The sequence below is a fragment of the Pseudomonas sp. genome (assembly GCF_036404235.1).
GTDB lineage: Bacteria > Pseudomonadota > Gammaproteobacteria > Pseudomonadales > Pseudomonadaceae > Aquipseudomonas.
Genome location: NZ_DASWOT010000111.1, coordinates 12,519 through 28,463, shown reverse-complemented (window position 1 = coordinate 28,463; position 15,945 = coordinate 12,519). Strand labels below are relative to the sequence as shown.

The 15,945-nt window shown below is 57.2% G+C and carries 12 protein-coding genes; 3 read left to right on the top strand and 9 right to left on the bottom strand.

Annotated elements, in window-relative coordinates; translation table 11 throughout:
- Nucleotides 1-29: 29 nt before the first annotated feature.
- Nucleotides 30-1,538: an acetyl-CoA hydrolase/transferase family protein gene (locus VGC62_RS13810; RefSeq protein WP_331187644.1), complete on the top strand. Its 1,509-nt coding sequence runs from the start codon at nt 30-32 to the stop codon at nt 1,536-1,538.
- Between the two features lie 8 nt (nt 1,539-1,546).
- Here the strand turns inward: VGC62_RS13810 and VGC62_RS13805 are convergent, their stop codons facing one another.
- The 9 genes from VGC62_RS13805 to VGC62_RS13765 form a co-directional block, all read right to left on the bottom strand.
- The gene (locus VGC62_RS13805; RefSeq protein WP_331187643.1) at nt 1,547-2,335 is read right to left on the bottom strand and encodes an IclR family transcriptional regulator; all 789 of its coding nucleotides are present in this window, start codon (nt 2,333-2,335) and stop codon (nt 1,547-1,549) included.
- 190 nt (nt 2,336-2,525) lie between these two features.
- Nucleotides 2,526-3,890: an OprD family porin gene (locus VGC62_RS13800; RefSeq protein WP_331187642.1), complete on the bottom strand. Its 1,365-nt coding sequence runs from the start codon at nt 3,888-3,890 to the stop codon at nt 2,526-2,528.
- A gap of 349 nt (nt 3,891-4,239) precedes the next feature.
- Complete coding sequence (locus VGC62_RS13795; RefSeq protein WP_331187641.1) at nt 4,240-5,676, bottom strand: M20 family metallopeptidase; 1,437 nt, start codon at nt 5,674-5,676, stop codon at nt 4,240-4,242.
- A gap of 3 nt (nt 5,677-5,679) precedes the next feature.
- Nucleotides 5,680-7,089, bottom strand: coding sequence for an MATE family efflux transporter (locus tag VGC62_RS13790; protein ID WP_331187640.1), 1,410 nt, complete (start codon nt 7,087-7,089; stop codon nt 5,680-5,682).
- Between the two features lie 5 nt (nt 7,090-7,094).
- Nucleotides 7,095-7,718 (bottom strand): isochorismatase family cysteine hydrolase, encoded by a 624-nt coding sequence (locus VGC62_RS13785; protein WP_331187639.1) that lies wholly within the window; start codon nt 7,716-7,718, stop codon nt 7,095-7,097.
- Between the two features lie 40 nt (nt 7,719-7,758).
- On the bottom strand, nt 7,759-8,559 hold the full coding sequence (locus VGC62_RS13780; RefSeq protein ID WP_331187638.1) for an ABC transporter permease: 801 nt from the start codon (nt 8,557-8,559) through the stop codon (nt 7,759-7,761).
- The gene (locus VGC62_RS13775) at nt 8,556-9,443 is read right to left on the bottom strand and encodes an ABC transporter permease (protein ID WP_331187637.1); all 888 of its coding nucleotides are present in this window, start codon (nt 9,441-9,443) and stop codon (nt 8,556-8,558) included. The genes VGC62_RS13780 and VGC62_RS13775 overlap by 4 nt, the downstream gene beginning before the upstream one ends.
- Nucleotides 9,444-9,453: 10 nt before the next feature.
- Nucleotides 9,454-10,521: an ABC transporter ATP-binding protein gene (locus VGC62_RS13770; RefSeq protein ID WP_331187636.1), complete on the bottom strand. Its 1,068-nt coding sequence runs from the start codon at nt 10,519-10,521 to the stop codon at nt 9,454-9,456.
- Nucleotides 10,518-11,642, bottom strand: coding sequence for an extracellular solute-binding protein (locus tag VGC62_RS13765; RefSeq protein ID WP_331187635.1), 1,125 nt, complete (start codon nt 11,640-11,642; stop codon nt 10,518-10,520). The genes VGC62_RS13770 and VGC62_RS13765 overlap by 4 nt, the downstream gene beginning before the upstream one ends.
- 464 nt (nt 11,643-12,106) lie before the next feature.
- Between VGC62_RS13765 and VGC62_RS13760 the strand changes: the two genes are divergently transcribed.
- Entirely contained in the window at nt 12,107-14,278 is a 2,172-nt protein-coding gene (locus VGC62_RS13760; protein WP_331187634.1) for a PQQ-dependent dehydrogenase, methanol/ethanol family, read from the top strand.
- A gap of 186 nt (nt 14,279-14,464) precedes the next feature.
- A complete protein-coding gene (gene aldA, locus VGC62_RS13755; RefSeq protein WP_331187633.1) occupies nt 14,465-15,907 on the top strand; it encodes an aldehyde dehydrogenase in 1,443 nt (480 codons plus the stop codon).
- Nucleotides 15,908-15,945 lie beyond the last annotated feature (38 nt).

Sequence of the window (15,945 nt, the reverse complement as noted above, 5' to 3'; positions counted from 1 at the left end):
ATAATTAAAATATTCTGAGGTTCACCCCCATGCATCACCCGCGTATCCGCCTGGATTCCCTGCACGAAAAAATCATGAGCGCGGCGCAGGCTGCTGAGTTCGTTCAAGATGGCATGACCCTGGGAATAAGTGGCTTCGGTGGGGCAGGCGACGCCAAGGCCGTGCCACTGGCGCTGATCGAACGTGCCAAACAGCATCCGTTCAAGATCAATTTGATCACCGGCGCCAGTCTTGGCCGTGGTTTGGACGGCATGATGGCCCAAGCAGGGCTGTTGGCCCGACGAATGCCGTTTCAGGGCGATCCAGTCTTGCGCAAGGCAATTAACGACGGGCGGGTGGTTTTTATCGATCAGCATCTCTCTGAGGTGGTCGAACAGCTGCGTGCTGGCAGTCTTCCAACACCTGATATTGCAGTGATTGAGGCTGTGGCTATCACCGAGCAGGGGTACATTGTGCCGACCTCGTCAGTGGGTAATTCGGCGAGCTTCGCCCAGACAGCCAAGCAGGTCATCGTTGAGCTGAACCTTGCAAGCAGCCCTCACTTTGAAGGGATGCACGATATCTACTTGCCTCACAACCGCCCTGACCGGGGGCCGATTCCGATCATTAATCCAAATGATCGTATCGGTACTCAGGCGATTGAAATTGACCCTTCCAAAATCGTCGCGATTGTCATCTGTGAGACGCCAGAATCGGCCGTCCCCATGCTGCTACCCGACCATGAGACACAAGCTATTGCTGATCATCTGGTGGTTTTTTTCGAGGAAGAGGTAGAGAAGGGCCGTTTGGGAAGAAGTCTGGCCCCTTTGCAAGTCGGTGTCGGCTCTATTGCGAACGCGGTTATGTGCGGGCTGATCGATGCTCCCTTCAGCGATCTGGTGCAGTACTCGGAGGTGCTCCAGGATTCGACTTTTGATTTGCTCGATGCGGGCAAGCTGACGTTCGCGTCGGGTTGTTCGATTACCCTTTCCGAAAAGTGCGGTCAGCGTGTTTTTGGCAACCTGGAAAAATACGCCGACCGCCTGGTATTGCGTCCACAGGAAATATCCAATAACCCGGAAGTGATTCGACGTTTAGGTGTTATTGCGATCAATACCGCGTTGGAGTTCGACCTGTATGGCAACGTCAACTCTACCCATGTCGGCGGCACGCACATGATGAATGGTATTGGTGGTTCGGGAGACTTCGCCCGTAACGCTCTGCTGTCAATTTTCGTGACCAAGTCAATCGCCAAAGAGGGCGCGATTTCCCGAGTGGTGCCGATGGTCAGCCATGTCGACCATACCGAGCATGACGTTGATATTTTGGTGACCGAACAGGGCTTGGCCGATTTACGTGGCCTTGCCCCTAGAGAACGAGCACTGCTGATTATCAACAACTGTGTGCATCCAGATTATCGCGAGGCCTTGGACCGCTACTTCACTGCGGCTTGTGCGAAGGGCGGCCACACTCCTCATGTCTTGAGAGATGCATTGAGCTGGCACATAAATCTGCAGGAAACCGGCTCCATGCTCGTCGCGGCATCGGGCGCCCTGTAGCCAAGCCGTTAGCGCATCAGTTGGGTCAGCTCCATGGCGCTGAGGCATACATTCTGCACAATAGTATCCAGGCGTTCGCGATCGATATGGGCCGACGGAATCATCACGCCCAGCACGCCGATGATTTCGCTGGAACGTGAGCGAACTGGCGCGGCCACGCTTGAGAATGCCGGCTCGAAATAGCCTTCACCCATGACATAGGACCGTTGTTTGTCATGCTGCAGCAGCTCGTAAAGGCGCTCGGCATTGGCCGGCGTATCCGGCGAGTAAGCCTCCAGATGTTCTTCAGGGTAGAGCTTTTTAAGTTCCGCCAGGCTCTTGTCCTGAAGCAGGATGCGTCCCACCACCGTTGCATGGGCGGGAAGCCTTGCACCGATACTCATGGCGCTGGTCAACGATGTTGGAGGCAGTGCTCGTGCGATGTAAACCACAGAGCGCCCATCCAGAACTGCGATGTTGCAGGGGTAGTTGATCAGCTCGGCGAGGCGATGAAGTATTGGCTGGCCCAGCTCCGTGATATCCAGCGAGGCCACATATTCAAAACCCAGTCGCAGCACGGCCAGGCCAAGACTGTATTCGTGGCCGGTTTCGCTGCGTTTAACGAAACCCAGGTTTTCCAGCGTCATTAGCAGGCGATAAACCGTTGCCCGAGGCACGTCCAGGCGCTTGGCCAACTGCGGTGCGGTCAGCGAAGGCGTCTCTCGACTGAACTCGGAAAGCAGCATCAAGCCACGCTCCAGCCCTGGGACGAGGTATTTTTCTTGAGCCGGTTTAGCAGGGGGGATGTCGTTGCCCATCAGGGGGGTCCTTGGTGTGGTGCAAATCAGTCTGCGAGCTATGGTGACTGTATCTGTACAAGCGATGGGGACTATATCTATACAGGAGCACTCAAGCAAAAATCAGAATAAGGCTGTTGCCGATGCCTGTGTCATTAAAACAGGCGCTTCCCTGCGCCAAACCAAAGGTGAAGCGGTTTTGACTGTGAACTCAGAAGATATTGATCGGGTAATCGAGGATCAGACGGGTTTCGTCGATGTTGCCATCCCCTTGGGCGGCGTTGGCACGGTGTATCGCGTGTTGTAGGCGAAATGACAGGTCTTTGGCTTTACCGCTTTGGACTATATAGCGTGCCCACAGGTCCAGTTCGTGGTGACGCGCATCCTCTCCGTAGAATTGATAAAACGCACTGTTGGTCGGTGCATGCGAACCGTCGATGTCCCATCCTTTCAAATAACGCGCCATGAAGGTAACGCCCGGTACGCCGTAGGCTTTGAGGTTTAGGTCATAACGCGCTTGCCAGGATTTTTCTCCAGGGGCGTTGAAGTCTGACCAACTCACCGAGTTAGCAACGAATATTGAATCGCCGCTGGATTTATCGCCAAACCCTAGATAATCAAACGGTGTATCGCCATGCACCTGTTGCCAGGCCAGGGTAAATGTGTGGGCACTGTAGGTGTACCCACCCTGCATGGACCAGATAACGTTATTGATCGGCCCAAGCTTGGCGTCGCCGCTATCGTTAGTCTTATAGATATTGAAATCCAGAAGCAGGGACTGATCCTTGCCCAGCGGCTGGGTGTAATTAACGTTGCCGTAGTATTGATGCCAGACGTCTTTGAAGTCCGAACCATAGAGCGTGAAGTTCAGATCGTCATTGATTTTGTAGAGGCCACCCAGATAATTAACCTCTTTGACATCCAGATTATTGACACTGGTGTACGGCGAGTACGTCGTGCTCAAGCGTCCGTCAGTCTTGCCTTCTCGCGACCCTGAACCCGCGGTGAAGTGGCCAAAGTCCAGATCGAGGTCTTTGATATCGCTACTGGTGATGTTAAGACCTCGCACGGTAGCCGGAAAAACCTTGCTGCCGTGGGCCGCGAACACGGGAGCGCTGGTACTCATCGTGCCGTAGCGAAATGTGGTGTCGGAGACGCGCATTTTCAGCGTGCCACCGCTTTTGCTCATGCTGTCTTCAGGATGCCCATCGGCGCCCACCATCATATTGCCGGTGCCGGTGCGTCCACCGCCGGTGTCCAGGGCGAATGCATAGTACGAGTAGGCATCGACGCCAAAGCCAACCAGCCCTTGGGTAAAACCAGAGGTGTAGATGGCGGAGATAGCATCTACCCACTCCTCGTTATAACCATTGCGGTCGGCCTTGGATTTGAACGCGTTGCGCCCTGCGTTATTGGTTTCGCCGTGGCGATAGTCGCGATTGAAGTAGAAGTTCCGATTCAGCAATTTAAGAGAACTGTCTTCAATAAACCCTTTTGACTCCGCCTGATCCGCCTGTGCCATGGCACTGGCAGCGCTGGCGGTAGCGAGAACAATCATGCTGGCGATCAATTTCATTGTCTGCTCCATAAGTGAGTGGGTATTTTTTTGGGCGCTGGCGGGCCCGGCACTCGACGTTGCCTTAAGTGGTGCATGGGTTAACGGTGATGCTATTTTTTTCGGGTGGTCATGCAGGCGTGCTAGTTAATTGCTTGTCTCATATATAAATTGCCGATTCATATTTATAGATTGGATGTAAGCAGCAACTGTGCCACTTGTTTGATTCTGTAAGGTGTTCGATTTTTAATGGATTTTATGAGTTTGTTGACTGTTTTTTTTATGCATATAAAACCAGCCCGGCAAAAAGTGTGAGTTTGCCGGGGCGAGGTTCTCCACCCCTTTAATGGTGGTTGTTAACGGTGCGTTATTATTGTTTTAGGTCACTGGGTTGTGCACTTTTTTGGTGATTTATAGGCGGCATAATGTCCTCTGGAAGAGGGCATCTATACGGCGTTTTTATAATGAGTTGAGAGAACTCTTGCCGAGCTGCTGCCACACGTTCTCTGTCGGTCAACAAGGTGTAAGCAGCGTTTGCCAATACTTTAGCTGTTTGCAACATGCCTTTATGGGCGAAATTGGATTTGCCTTGAGCGACCATTTGCCATGAATGAAAGGCCGTGCCAATGGCGTAGCACGCCATATATAACTGAGCGGTCGGCACGACTCGACTCACGTCGCCAACATCAGAGGATGCAAATATAGATGTTCGCTGTTTTGCCAATGGCACCACACCTTGATGAAGTACAGAATCGTCACGTACCAGTCCCAGATCGGTGTAGGCGCTTGTTATGTCTTCATCACTGAAGGTCTCGCGGAATCGACGGGCCTGAAGTTCATCGTTTTCATCAGGCTGCGCACCCCCTACTTCCTCAAGGCACTCTTGTAATAAGTTTTCAAGGGTGAAGTTGCCCAGGACACTGGAAGTGGCGCGGTCAAACTGGACGCTCATTTGTGTTTCAGTCATCAGGGCTGCACCGGCGGCAACGTTCTTGACGCGCTCGAACAAGTCCAGAACTCCGTTCATTTCACTGCCGCGCAGCAGATACAGAACTTCGGCGTGATGCTGAACGATGCTTGGCGAGTGGCCGCCGCTGTTAGTAATTGCGTAATGCAGGCGGGTGTCAGCGGGCATGTGCTCGCGCAGGTAATTGCTGCCCACGTTCATCAGTTCAACCGCATCCAACGCGCTGCGTCCTAGATGAGGTGAGATGGCTGCATGGCTCGCCCGGCCCTGGAATCGAAAATAAGCCTGCAAGTTCGCAAGGTTTTTAAACGTCGAGACACCATTGAAGCTGTCGGGATGCCAGGTCAGTGCTGCATCGACGCCATCGAACGCCCCGGCGCGCACCAGAAACGTCTTGCCTGATCCGCCTTCTTCCGCAGGGCAACCGTAATAGCGCAGCGTTCCTTCCAGTTTGCCTTCAACCATGGCTTGTTTTACCGCGATGGCGGCCAGAAGGCTGGCGCAGCCCAGCAGGTTGTGCCCGCAGCCATGGCCTGCCCCTTGATGCTCAACCGGTTTGGCTTGAGGCAGACCTGCCACCTGGCTAAGGCCCGGCAGCGCATCGTATTCTCCCAGCAGGGCGATAATTGGCTCACCGCTGCCATATTCGGCAAGCATTGCAGTGGGTAGCCCGCCGAGATTGCGCTGGACACGAAACCCCGCTTGTTCAAGGGTTCGGGCATGGGTTTCGCAGGATTGATGTTCGGCAAACTTGAGTTCGGCGAGATCCCAGATATGGTCAGCGAGCGCACAGAATGGTTGCTGATGACTGTCGATGTAGCGGTCGATAATTGAGTTCATGTTTCAAAGACCCCCGGGCGTAAGGTGCAAGGGCATCGCGCCGCTGCGCGCATGAAAGCTGTGTGTGGTGTGATGCCAGCGCAGGGTGAGCAATGCCGCCACGACAGCAAGCCCCACGGCATATCCACACCAGAATCCCGCCGCGCCCCAGCCAAGCCCTCGGGCCAAAAACAGACCCACCGGGAACGCGAGGCCCCAGTATCCGCAGAGGCAGATCAGCATGGGCGCGCGGGTGTCCTTGAGGCCGCGCAGGGCGCCGGTCGCAACCGTTTGTATGCCGTCGAATACGAAGTACAGGGCAAGAATGAGGAACAGTGAGTGGTTCAGTTCAAGGATGGCAGCAAAGTTGGCGTCATCACTGGGCAGAAAAAGGGTGACGATGCGCTGTTCCTGCCAGGTAATGAGCAACCCTGACAACACCATGAACAGGCCGGCCAGCATCAACGCCGACCAGCCACTGCGTCGCACTGCCCACGGCTGATTCAGGCCGATGAAGGTCGCCACTCGAATGGTCGCTGCCTGACTTAGCGCCAAGGGGACCATGAAAATGATATTGACGATGTTCATGCAGATCAGGTGCGCACCCAATTCGACAGGGCCCAGGCGTGCGACCTGTAAAGTGGCCAGCGTTACCAGGCCGATCTCGGCGGCATACAACCCGCCGATGGGCCAGCCCACGGCGAACACTTCCTGGGTGTTGCGCACCAGGGTTGGCCAGCTTAAGAAGCGTAGTTGTGGCAGGCGCCGGTGAACCTGGCAATACCAGACCAGTGCCAGCAACATGCACCACCATGTGGTGCTCAGCGCCAGGCCTCCACCGGCAACGCCCAGGCCTGTCCAGTACGGGGTGCCAAAGATCAGCATCCAGCCCAGCAAGGCATTGACTGCCGCCCCCGCAAACGCCAACAACAGGATCACCCGGATCTGCTCCAGGGCCGCAAGGTAATAGCGCAGAGGGGCGTAGGCCAAAATGGCCGGTACACCCCAGGCGAAGTTGCGGCAATAGGAGGCCGTCAGCGCTGCTACATCGGTTTCGACACCCATGAGCTCAAGCAACGGCGTCAGGTTGAGCAGGAGCGGGACAACCAGCAGCGAAGCGATAAGGGCCAGCGCGAGGGCGGCCCACAAGGCTCCGGCATACGCTTGCTGGGTATGCTCATCGGCACGTCCGCGTGCCTGAGCAATGATCGGCTGGATACCGGCGAGTACGCCTTGGCTGACCAGCACCAGCACCGAAGTGATGCTGGCACCCAGGCCCCCGGCCGCCAGCGCGAGACTGCCGACATGGCCGAGCTGAATACCCGTTGTAACGGCCATCGCCATTTGCCCGATCTGTGCCGCAGCCAGAGGCACTGCCAGGGCAAGCAGAGCGCGAAACTCATGGCGTTTGTGGCCGGTGGCAGGGGTCGACATGGATTTCAACGTGCTCGCATCGCAGCGATCAGTTCTTCGCTGCTGCGCAGGGCGCCGTGTTGCAGATATTCCATGGCAACCAGCGAGGCATCGTGGGCGGCCTGGCTTGAGCCTGCGACACAATCGACCGCGACCCTGCAGTGATAATCGCCTTGGTGGCCGTCGACGAAGCTGTAGTGAATGCACACATCGGTGAAACCGCCGACCATGATCAGCGTTTGCGCCTTGAGCCCCTTGAGTAATATTTCCAGTTCGCTGCCATAGAAGGCCGAGTAACGGCGCTTCTGAATGATGTAGTCATCTTCACGGATGCCCATTTCCTCGACAGCCAGCGGTGTGCCGGGCTGGCCGTCCAGGCAATGAATGTTCTCGTCACCGTCCAGCTCACGGCCATAGTCGATCAGGTTCTTGCGATGGATTTCCTGGATGAATATGACGGGGATATCAGCTGCACGGGCTGCGTCAATCACGGTACGGGCCTTCAGATAATTGACGCTGTCATCCTTCATGAATTCCAGGCTTGAATTTGCCGACCTTTGGAGGAAGCACCCTTTTTGAATATCGATCACCAGCAGCACCGGCTGGCCAACGATGATCGGGTTATTTTTTTTGACCTTTATTACGGACATTGCGTGATTTTCCTTTTATGGGTGTACATGTGCAGGCGTTTCAGGCCCGACCGCCCAGAAGCTTGGGTAGATCGCCTATACGTGCGACCAGGCTGAACGCTGCGATACCGAGCGCCATGAACAGCACGGCGCCGACGCACATGGTGGGTTGGAAGCCCATCCGCAAGCTGTTGAAGACCTTGATGGGCAGGGTCTCGACGGTAAAACCTGCGACCAGGTAGGCGATGATGTATTCGTTCAGGCTGGAGACGAAAACGAAGACCAGGCCAGAGCTGACATAGGGCAGAACGATGGGGAAGATGAGGGTGCGCAGTATCTCGTTGTCCCGTGCGCCCATGGTTCGTGCCGACTCGATCAGGCTGGTATCGATACTGCTGAACCCCAGGGTGATAAAGGCCAGCGGCATGGCGGCGAAGACCATGGCGTGGCTGACGACCGTGCTGCCCATATGCCCGGCCAGGCCAAGCCAGCTCCAGAACACCAGGAACACCACTGCCAACACCACCAGCGGCAACATGAACGGCAACGCGCCCAGGCCATTGAGCAGCCGAGTCAGCCATGACGCGCGTTTCCAGCCTATGTAGGCGATGGGGAAGGCAAGCAGCCCCGCCAGCAGCGATGCGCCAGCGGCAACCCCCAGCGAAACGCTCAGCGCCGACACCCAGCCTGAGTCATTAAAAAACTGCACGTACCAGCGCAGGCTCGGCTGCACGGGAGGGAAGGTCATCATCGGTTGGGTGTTGAAGCTCACGCCTGTCACGACGGCCAGCGGTGTAATCAGATACAACGCGACGACGGTCAGGAACACCCACTTGAACAATCGTGAAGACACCACGTTCATGCTTTTGCTCCACGTCGCAGGACAAGGGCGCTGATCGCGCCAATCAGTAGCGTCACACTGAGCAGGACAACAGCCATCGCAGTGCCGGTAGGAAAGTCCTGCGCCGACAGCACGGTATTGCCGATCAGCACCGATAAGGTCCACGTCTCTGGACGACCCAGGATCAGTGGCGCGGTGTAGGCACCCATCGCCGAAACGACAGACAGCACCAATGCCGCAATGATGGGCAGGCGAGTCATGGGGATCACGACACCGAAAAAGCTTTGCAGCGCGCTTGCGCCCATGGTTTTGGCGGCTTCGATCAGGCTCTGATCCAGGCGTGACAACGCCGGAAAAAGCAGCAGCACGCAGAACGGGATGGATATATAAAGCAAGCTGCACAGCACCGCGCCGACGCCGGGCACCAGCGAATCAGTGCGATCAAGCAACCCCAGCCACACCAGTGACTGCGATATCCACATCTTCCTGGCGAGCATCACTTGCCACGAGAAGGTGATCAGCACATCCGACAGCGAGAGGGTGGCCAATAAGAAAATCAGCCAGCAGACCTGCGCCTTTTTACGCATGCGGGTGATCAGCCAGGTCAGTGGATAGGCCACCATCAAGCTGACCAGTGAAACACTCACCGCGAAAGCCACGGAGTAGAACAGAGCATTGCCGATGCCATGCTCACCGAGTTGAGTGAATGCCGCCAGGGTCAGCCCGTCACCCCATAGCTGAGCTTTGTCCAGAGGCGCCAGGCTCACGCGCAGCATCAACAAGAAAGGGACGGCGACGAAGATGCCAAGCATCGCGCCGGGCCATCCGAAACACAGCAGCGCGCTGAAGGGGCGAGTACGCGGCAGCCGGTGCGTCGGCGTCACAGTCAATGAAGTCAGGGACATGATGAATTCCTCAGTCCAACAGGACGACACCCGCTGCCGCGGGCAAGTGGATGGCGACCTGATCGCCAGGGCGGATGCCGGGCCAGGTCGCCGGAGGGGCAGTGGCGATCAACTCCTGCCCTGCGCAGAGCACGCGCAGCTCAATGCTGGCGCCCACATCCCGAACGAAGACGACCGTTGCCGCTGGCACGCCAGCAGGTACATCCAGGCAGGGTTCGATGCGCAGGTCTTCCGGGCGAACCGAGAGGGTCACCCGGTCACCTGTCGCCAGGCCTTTAGGAATGCGCAGGCTCTGTACGCTATGGCCCCAAACTTCCAGGCGATCGTCGGTCAAGACCTTGGCATCGAGCAGGTTGGTTTGCCCGATGAACGTTGCGACGAAGCGGTTGACAGGGTTGCGGTAAATCTCCAGCGGCGGCCCCATCTGCTGAATGACACCATTGCCCATCACCACAATGATGTCGGCGATGGTCATGGCTTCGCGCTGATCATGAGTCACCAGGATCGTGGTGATTTTCAGTTGCTGCTGTAACTGACGGATCTCCACCTGCATGTGGTCGCGCAGTTGCGCATCCAGCGCCGACAAAGGTTCATCGAGCAGAAACAGCAGCGGTTCCTGAGCCAGCGCCCGAGCAATAGCGACTCGCTGGCGCTGGCCGCCGGACAACTGGGTGATGTTGCGCCCGGCAATGCCCGGAAGCTTGATCAGATCGAGCAGGTGGTCGACTTTTTCTTTGCGCTGTTTACGGGCCATGCCACGTAGTTTCAGGCTGTAGCTGATGTTGTCTCCCACGTTCAGGTGCGGGAAAAGTGCGAGGGCCTGAAAGACCATCGCAAAGTTACGCTCGTTGACCGGCGTCTGAGTGATGTCGCGGCCATTGAATTTGATCGTGCCACTGGAGACGTTTTCAAGCCCCGCTACCATGCGCAGCAAGGTCGTCTTGCCACAGCCTGAAGGCCCCAGAAAGCAAACCAGTTGCCCCTGTGGCACATTCAATGACACGTCTTTCACGACCCTGGCGTCGGCGCCGTAGGACTTGTTCACACCGCTAAGTTGCAAGCCATAAAACATAGTCATGCGGACTCCATCAGCATCCGGGTGAACTGCTGTTCGAGGTATTCGGCGTTCTTCATCCGCGCCTCCGTGGCGATGTGAATGGGCGCGCCTTCGGACGACACCAGGGCGAACTCGGCATCGGTCAGGTCAAGCTGGGAGCGGGGCAGGATCGGTGCCGAGTTCATCTTCAGCGCAATGATCGCTTGAGCCTTGGGCGAACAGCTCCAATCAAGAAACGCGTCAACTTCCTGGGTTCGTTTGGAAGATGAAGGCTGACACCAGTAATTGATGCCTTGCACTGCGCCTTCCTTGGGGAAGATCGAGCGCACCGAGGTGCCGTTTTGTTGCAGGTAAACGGCGGTGTCATGGACGTAGGTCCCGCCGACTAATTCTTCGTTCTGCAAGGCGGTCTGCATGGTGCCTTCGTCCTGCCACCATAGTTTGACGTTGGGTTTGATCTCTTTGATCTTGGCCAGCACCTTGTCGATGCCGTCGTGGGTTTCGAGAATGGCATTGCCGCCAAAGTAGAGGTTGGCTGCGATCTCAAGCATCGGAGAACTGCCACCGCTTTGGATGCCCCAGAAATTCGGATGTTTTTCCCATAGCACCGACCAACTGTCGGGCAATGGATCAAGTAGCGTCGGATTGACCACCAGCGTCATGAAATACGCCATTGCCGCGACGCCATCGATGCCCTTGTCGGTACGTCGAACGTAGGGGTCGCCTAACGCAGCCGCCTTGCTCACATTGGCGCTATTGATTTCCCGCCACAAACCGCGAGCCCGTCCGCGCAGCACCTGGGCATCGACGGCCATGCACAAATCCATCGGCGGCGTGCCAGCGGCGTTGGCCTGGCCCAACTGCAACAAAAATTGTGTGCCGGCAGGTTGTTCCACGCGCTGTACTGCAATACCCGTGTCGCGGGTGAAAGCGGGGAACAGGTGATCGGAAAAGCCCTGGCCAAACGCCCCGCCAAAGGTCGAAATCTTCAGAATCTCTGCTGCCTTGCTGGTGCGGATGAAGGGTGGCAGCGCGGCAATGGCAGTGGTAACGCCGATCCCTTGCAGTACACGTCGGCGAGACAGCGAGAGAGTGGCCGCGCCAGCGGTGTGAGTGGGAACGTCACGCGGGGTGTCTGTCATGCCTAAGCTCCTGTCTCATATGTGAACTGTTGGTTTGTATTTGATACAAGCCAACTAAGCAGAATTCATGCCAGGCCGGACAGCGTCCAGAGATGTGCCGTTAAAAAGGGGGGCGAATGTCGGTGCACACGTCAGAAATGAAATGTTTCGGTGCATCGCCGGGAGGTATGCAATCAAATCGTGCATGGGATTGCGTAATGAGGAAAAACCGAGCGCAGCTTTGATCCCATAACCCGCTGTGCGCGGTCCGGCATCGTCCAAGGCGTGCATCTGTCGATGGCGCACTTGTCGCGCAGTGTGTGCCGCGAAATGCGACAGGTGTAGTGTTAAAGACGCTATCGCGGCGCTCTAAATTTCATATCCTATTGAATTAAAACGAATTTTATCGTGTGGCATAACGTTTGCTCCTGAGGTGTTCAGCCGGGGCACATGCGCTCCCGGTTCTAATAAGAACGGAGAGCCTCATGAACCGATCTGGCCCATATCTTCGCCTCCCCGGCGCACCGACCAGCCTGTTTATCACCGCCATTGCATTAAGTGTCGCTTTCACGTCCCAAAGCTACGCCGTCGATAAGCCCGCCGCCGTGGATGGCGCGCGCATCAGCGCTGCCGATCAGGAACCCGGCAACTGGATGAGTCACGGGCGTACTTACGACGAGCAACGTTTTAGCCCGCTGAAAAAAATCAACGACAACAACGTCGCGGGGCTGGGGTTGGCCTGGACCTACAAGCTGGACATCGACCGTGGCGTAGAAGCAACGCCCATTGTGGTCGATGGCGTGATGTACACCACCGGGCCGTTTTCGGTGGTCTACGCGCTGGATGCCCGCAACGGCAAACTGTTGTGGAAGTACGACCCACATTCCGACCGTAGTCGTGCCGGCGAAGCCTGTTGCGACGCGGTGAACCGAGGCGTGGCGGTATGGGGCGGGAAAGTTTTCGTCGGTGTACTCGACGGCCGTCTGGAAGCCATCGACGCCAAGACCGGCGAAAAGGTCTGGTCGGTAGACACCCGCACTGATCCGAATCGCAGCATCACGATCACCGGCGCTCCGCGTGTGGTGAAGGGCAAGGTGATCATTGGCAATGGCGGTGCTGAATATGGCGTGCGCGGTTACATCACCGCCTACGATGCCAACACCGGCAAGCAAGACTGGCGGTTTTTTACCGTGCCGGGAGATCCGAAGCTGCCGCCGGAAAACAAAGCCATGGAAATCGCCAGCAAGACCTGGTTCGGTGACAAGTTCGTCGAGCAAGGTGGCGGCGGCACGGTCTGGGACTCAATGTCCTACGACCCGAAACTCAACCTGCTGTATATCGGCGTCGGCAACGCCTCGTCGTGGAATCCGCGTCTGCGTTCTGAAGGCAAGGGCGACAACCTGTTCCTTTCTTCCATCATCGCCATCAACCCGGACAACGGCGAGTACGTCTGGCACTACCAAACCACCCCCGGCGATGCGTGGGACTTCACCGCCACCGCGCACATCATGCTCGCGGACCTGAAGATCGACGGCAAAGAGCGCCAGGTACTGATGCAGTCGCCCAAAAACGGTTTCTTCTACGTCATTGACCGCAAGACCGGTGAGTTGCTGTCGGCCAAGAACATCGTACCGATCAACTGGGCCACCGGCGTCGACATGAAAACCGGGCGTCCAATTGTCGACGAGAAGGCCGCCGTCTATTGGCGCGATCCAGAGAAAAAAGCACTGCGGGTGCAGCCCGCGTTTTGGGGCGCGCATGACTGGCAGCCGATGTCCTATAACCCGCAGACCGGGCTGGTCTACATCCCGGCGCACATCATGTCGGCGCTGTACCAGGATGTCGACGGCCAACCGCCGCGCAAGAAGTTCAAGAGCATGTACCAGTTGCAGGTCAACACCGGGATGATGCCCGAAGACCCGGACGGGCTGCGTAAACTGGCCGATACCTGGACGGGCAAACTGATCGCCTGGGACCCACTCAAGCAGCAAGCACGCTGGGAAGTGCCGTACTCGACCATCTTCAACGGCGGCACCCTGAGTACCGCAGGCAACCTGCTGTTTGAAGGTACGGCCGACGGTCGCGTGGTCGCCTATTCGGCGGACAAGGGCAAAGTGTTGTGGGAGCAGCCGGCCAATACCGGCGTGATGGCAGGGCCGGTTACTTATGAGGTAGACGGTGAACAGTACGTGACGTTCATGGCCGGGTGGGGCGGGGCTTTTTCCACCTTTGCGGGGGCGCTGTCGTTACGCGCCGGGGTCAAACCCAATGCGCAGGTGCTGACCTACAAGCTCGGTGGCACAGCCAAATTGCCTGATCTGAAATACAAATACGCCGACCGCAAGGTCGATCCACCGGCATTCACCGGCACCACCGAGCAAGTGGACAAAGGCCGCGCACTGTTCAACGGCCACTGCGACACCTGCCACGGCATCAACGCCATCAGCGGCGGCGTGTTGCCGGATCTGCGCATGCTCAGCAAAGAAAACCACCAGATGTTCCTCGGCATTGTTTACGGCGCTCGGGTCAATGACGGCATGCCGTCGTTTGCCGAAGAACTCAAGCCGGACGAGGTCGAGCTGGTGCATCAATACATCATCTGGCGCGCCAATGATCTGAAGAAGGAGATGGCATCAGCCAAGACCGCAGCGCAGTAAGACCTCTTACCGCTGACAGGACAGTGATGCAAACCTCTGTAGGAGCGATTCATTGGCGAGACTTCAGTGCGATCGATACATCTTCAGCGCCTGAAAGATTGTCTTGCGAGTGAGTTCGTTCCTACAGCAGATCATTGACTACCTGAAGGCGACGCGTCAGAACTAACCATTAGCAGAGGCTGAACCATGAGCAACTCATTGCCCATCTACCAAAGCTACATCGACGGTGCCTTCAGCGCCGGCGACAATTTGATCGAAGTCTTCAATCCGGCGAACGGGGAGCTACTGGGTTCGGTGCCCGAAACCAGCCTCAGCGAAGTCGAGCGTGCGATTGCCGCCGCTCGCACCGCGCAAAAATCCTGGGCACGCAAGCCGGCCAATGAGCGCGCAGGCTATCTGCGCCGCATCGCCACCAAGGTTCGCGACAACGCCCAAAGGCTGGCGCGAATCATCACCGCCGAGCAGGGCAAGGTGCTGGGGCTGGCGTTGGTGGAGGTCAACTTCACGGCCGACTACCTGGATTACATGGCTGAGTGGGGCCGCCGCCTGGAAGGGGAAATTCTCACCAGCGACCGGCCAGGCGAGAACATCTTTGTGTTCCGTAAACCGCTGGGCGTGGTGGCCGGGATTCTGCCGTGGAACTTCCCGTTTTTCCTGATCGCCCGCAAGCTCGCGCCTGCCTTGATCACGGGCAACACCATCGTCATCAAGCCCAGTGAAGAAACGCCGATCAACTGCTTCGAATTCGCCCGGCTGCTGGCCGAAACGGATCTGCCCAAGGGCGTGGTCAATATCGTGTCAGGCAAAGGCGGCACAGTGGGCAATGCCCTCAGCGCAAGCCCGGGCGTGGACATGGTCAACTTTACCGGCAGCGTCGCCACCGGCCAGCGGATCATGGCAGCGGCTGCACACAACATCACCAAGCTCAATCTCGAACTCGGCGGCAAGGCGCCGGCGATTGTCTTGGCCGATGCGGATCTGGGCCTGGCAGTGAAGGCGATTACCGCCTCACGAGTGATCAATACCGGGCAAGTCTGCAACTGCGCTGAGCGGGTCTACGTCGAGCGCAAGGTGGCTGACCAGTTCGTCGAGCAGATAGGCGCAGCCATGGCGGCCACCAAATACGGTGATCCGCTAAGCGAGGAAGGGCTGGACATGGGGCCGTTGGTGAACAAGGCCGGGCTCGACAAAGTGGCTCAGATGGTCGAAACCGCTGTTGGCGACGGTGCGCAAGTGATCACAGGTGGCGCCATCGCTGACAGGAACGGCAAAGGCTTTCACTACCAGCCAACCGTGCTTGCCAACTGCCGTCAAGAGATGGAAATCATGCGCCAGGAGATCTTCGGTCCGGTGTTGCCGATCCATATCGTCGACGACCTGGACGAAGCCATCGCGTTGTCCAACGATTGTGAGTTTGGCCTGACCTCGTCGATCTACACCCGGGATTTGACGGCCGCGCTGCGCGCCAGCAACGAACTCGACTTCGGTGAAACCTACATCAACCGTGAGAATTTCGAGGCGATGCAGGGTTTCCACGCAGGCGTTCGCAAGTCCGGAATCGGCGGCGCGGACGGTAAACATGGGGTTTACGAATTCACCCATACCCATGTGGTGTATATCCAGATCTGACGTTTTGACTCTGTAGCGGGGCAAGGCTGCCCCGCTAT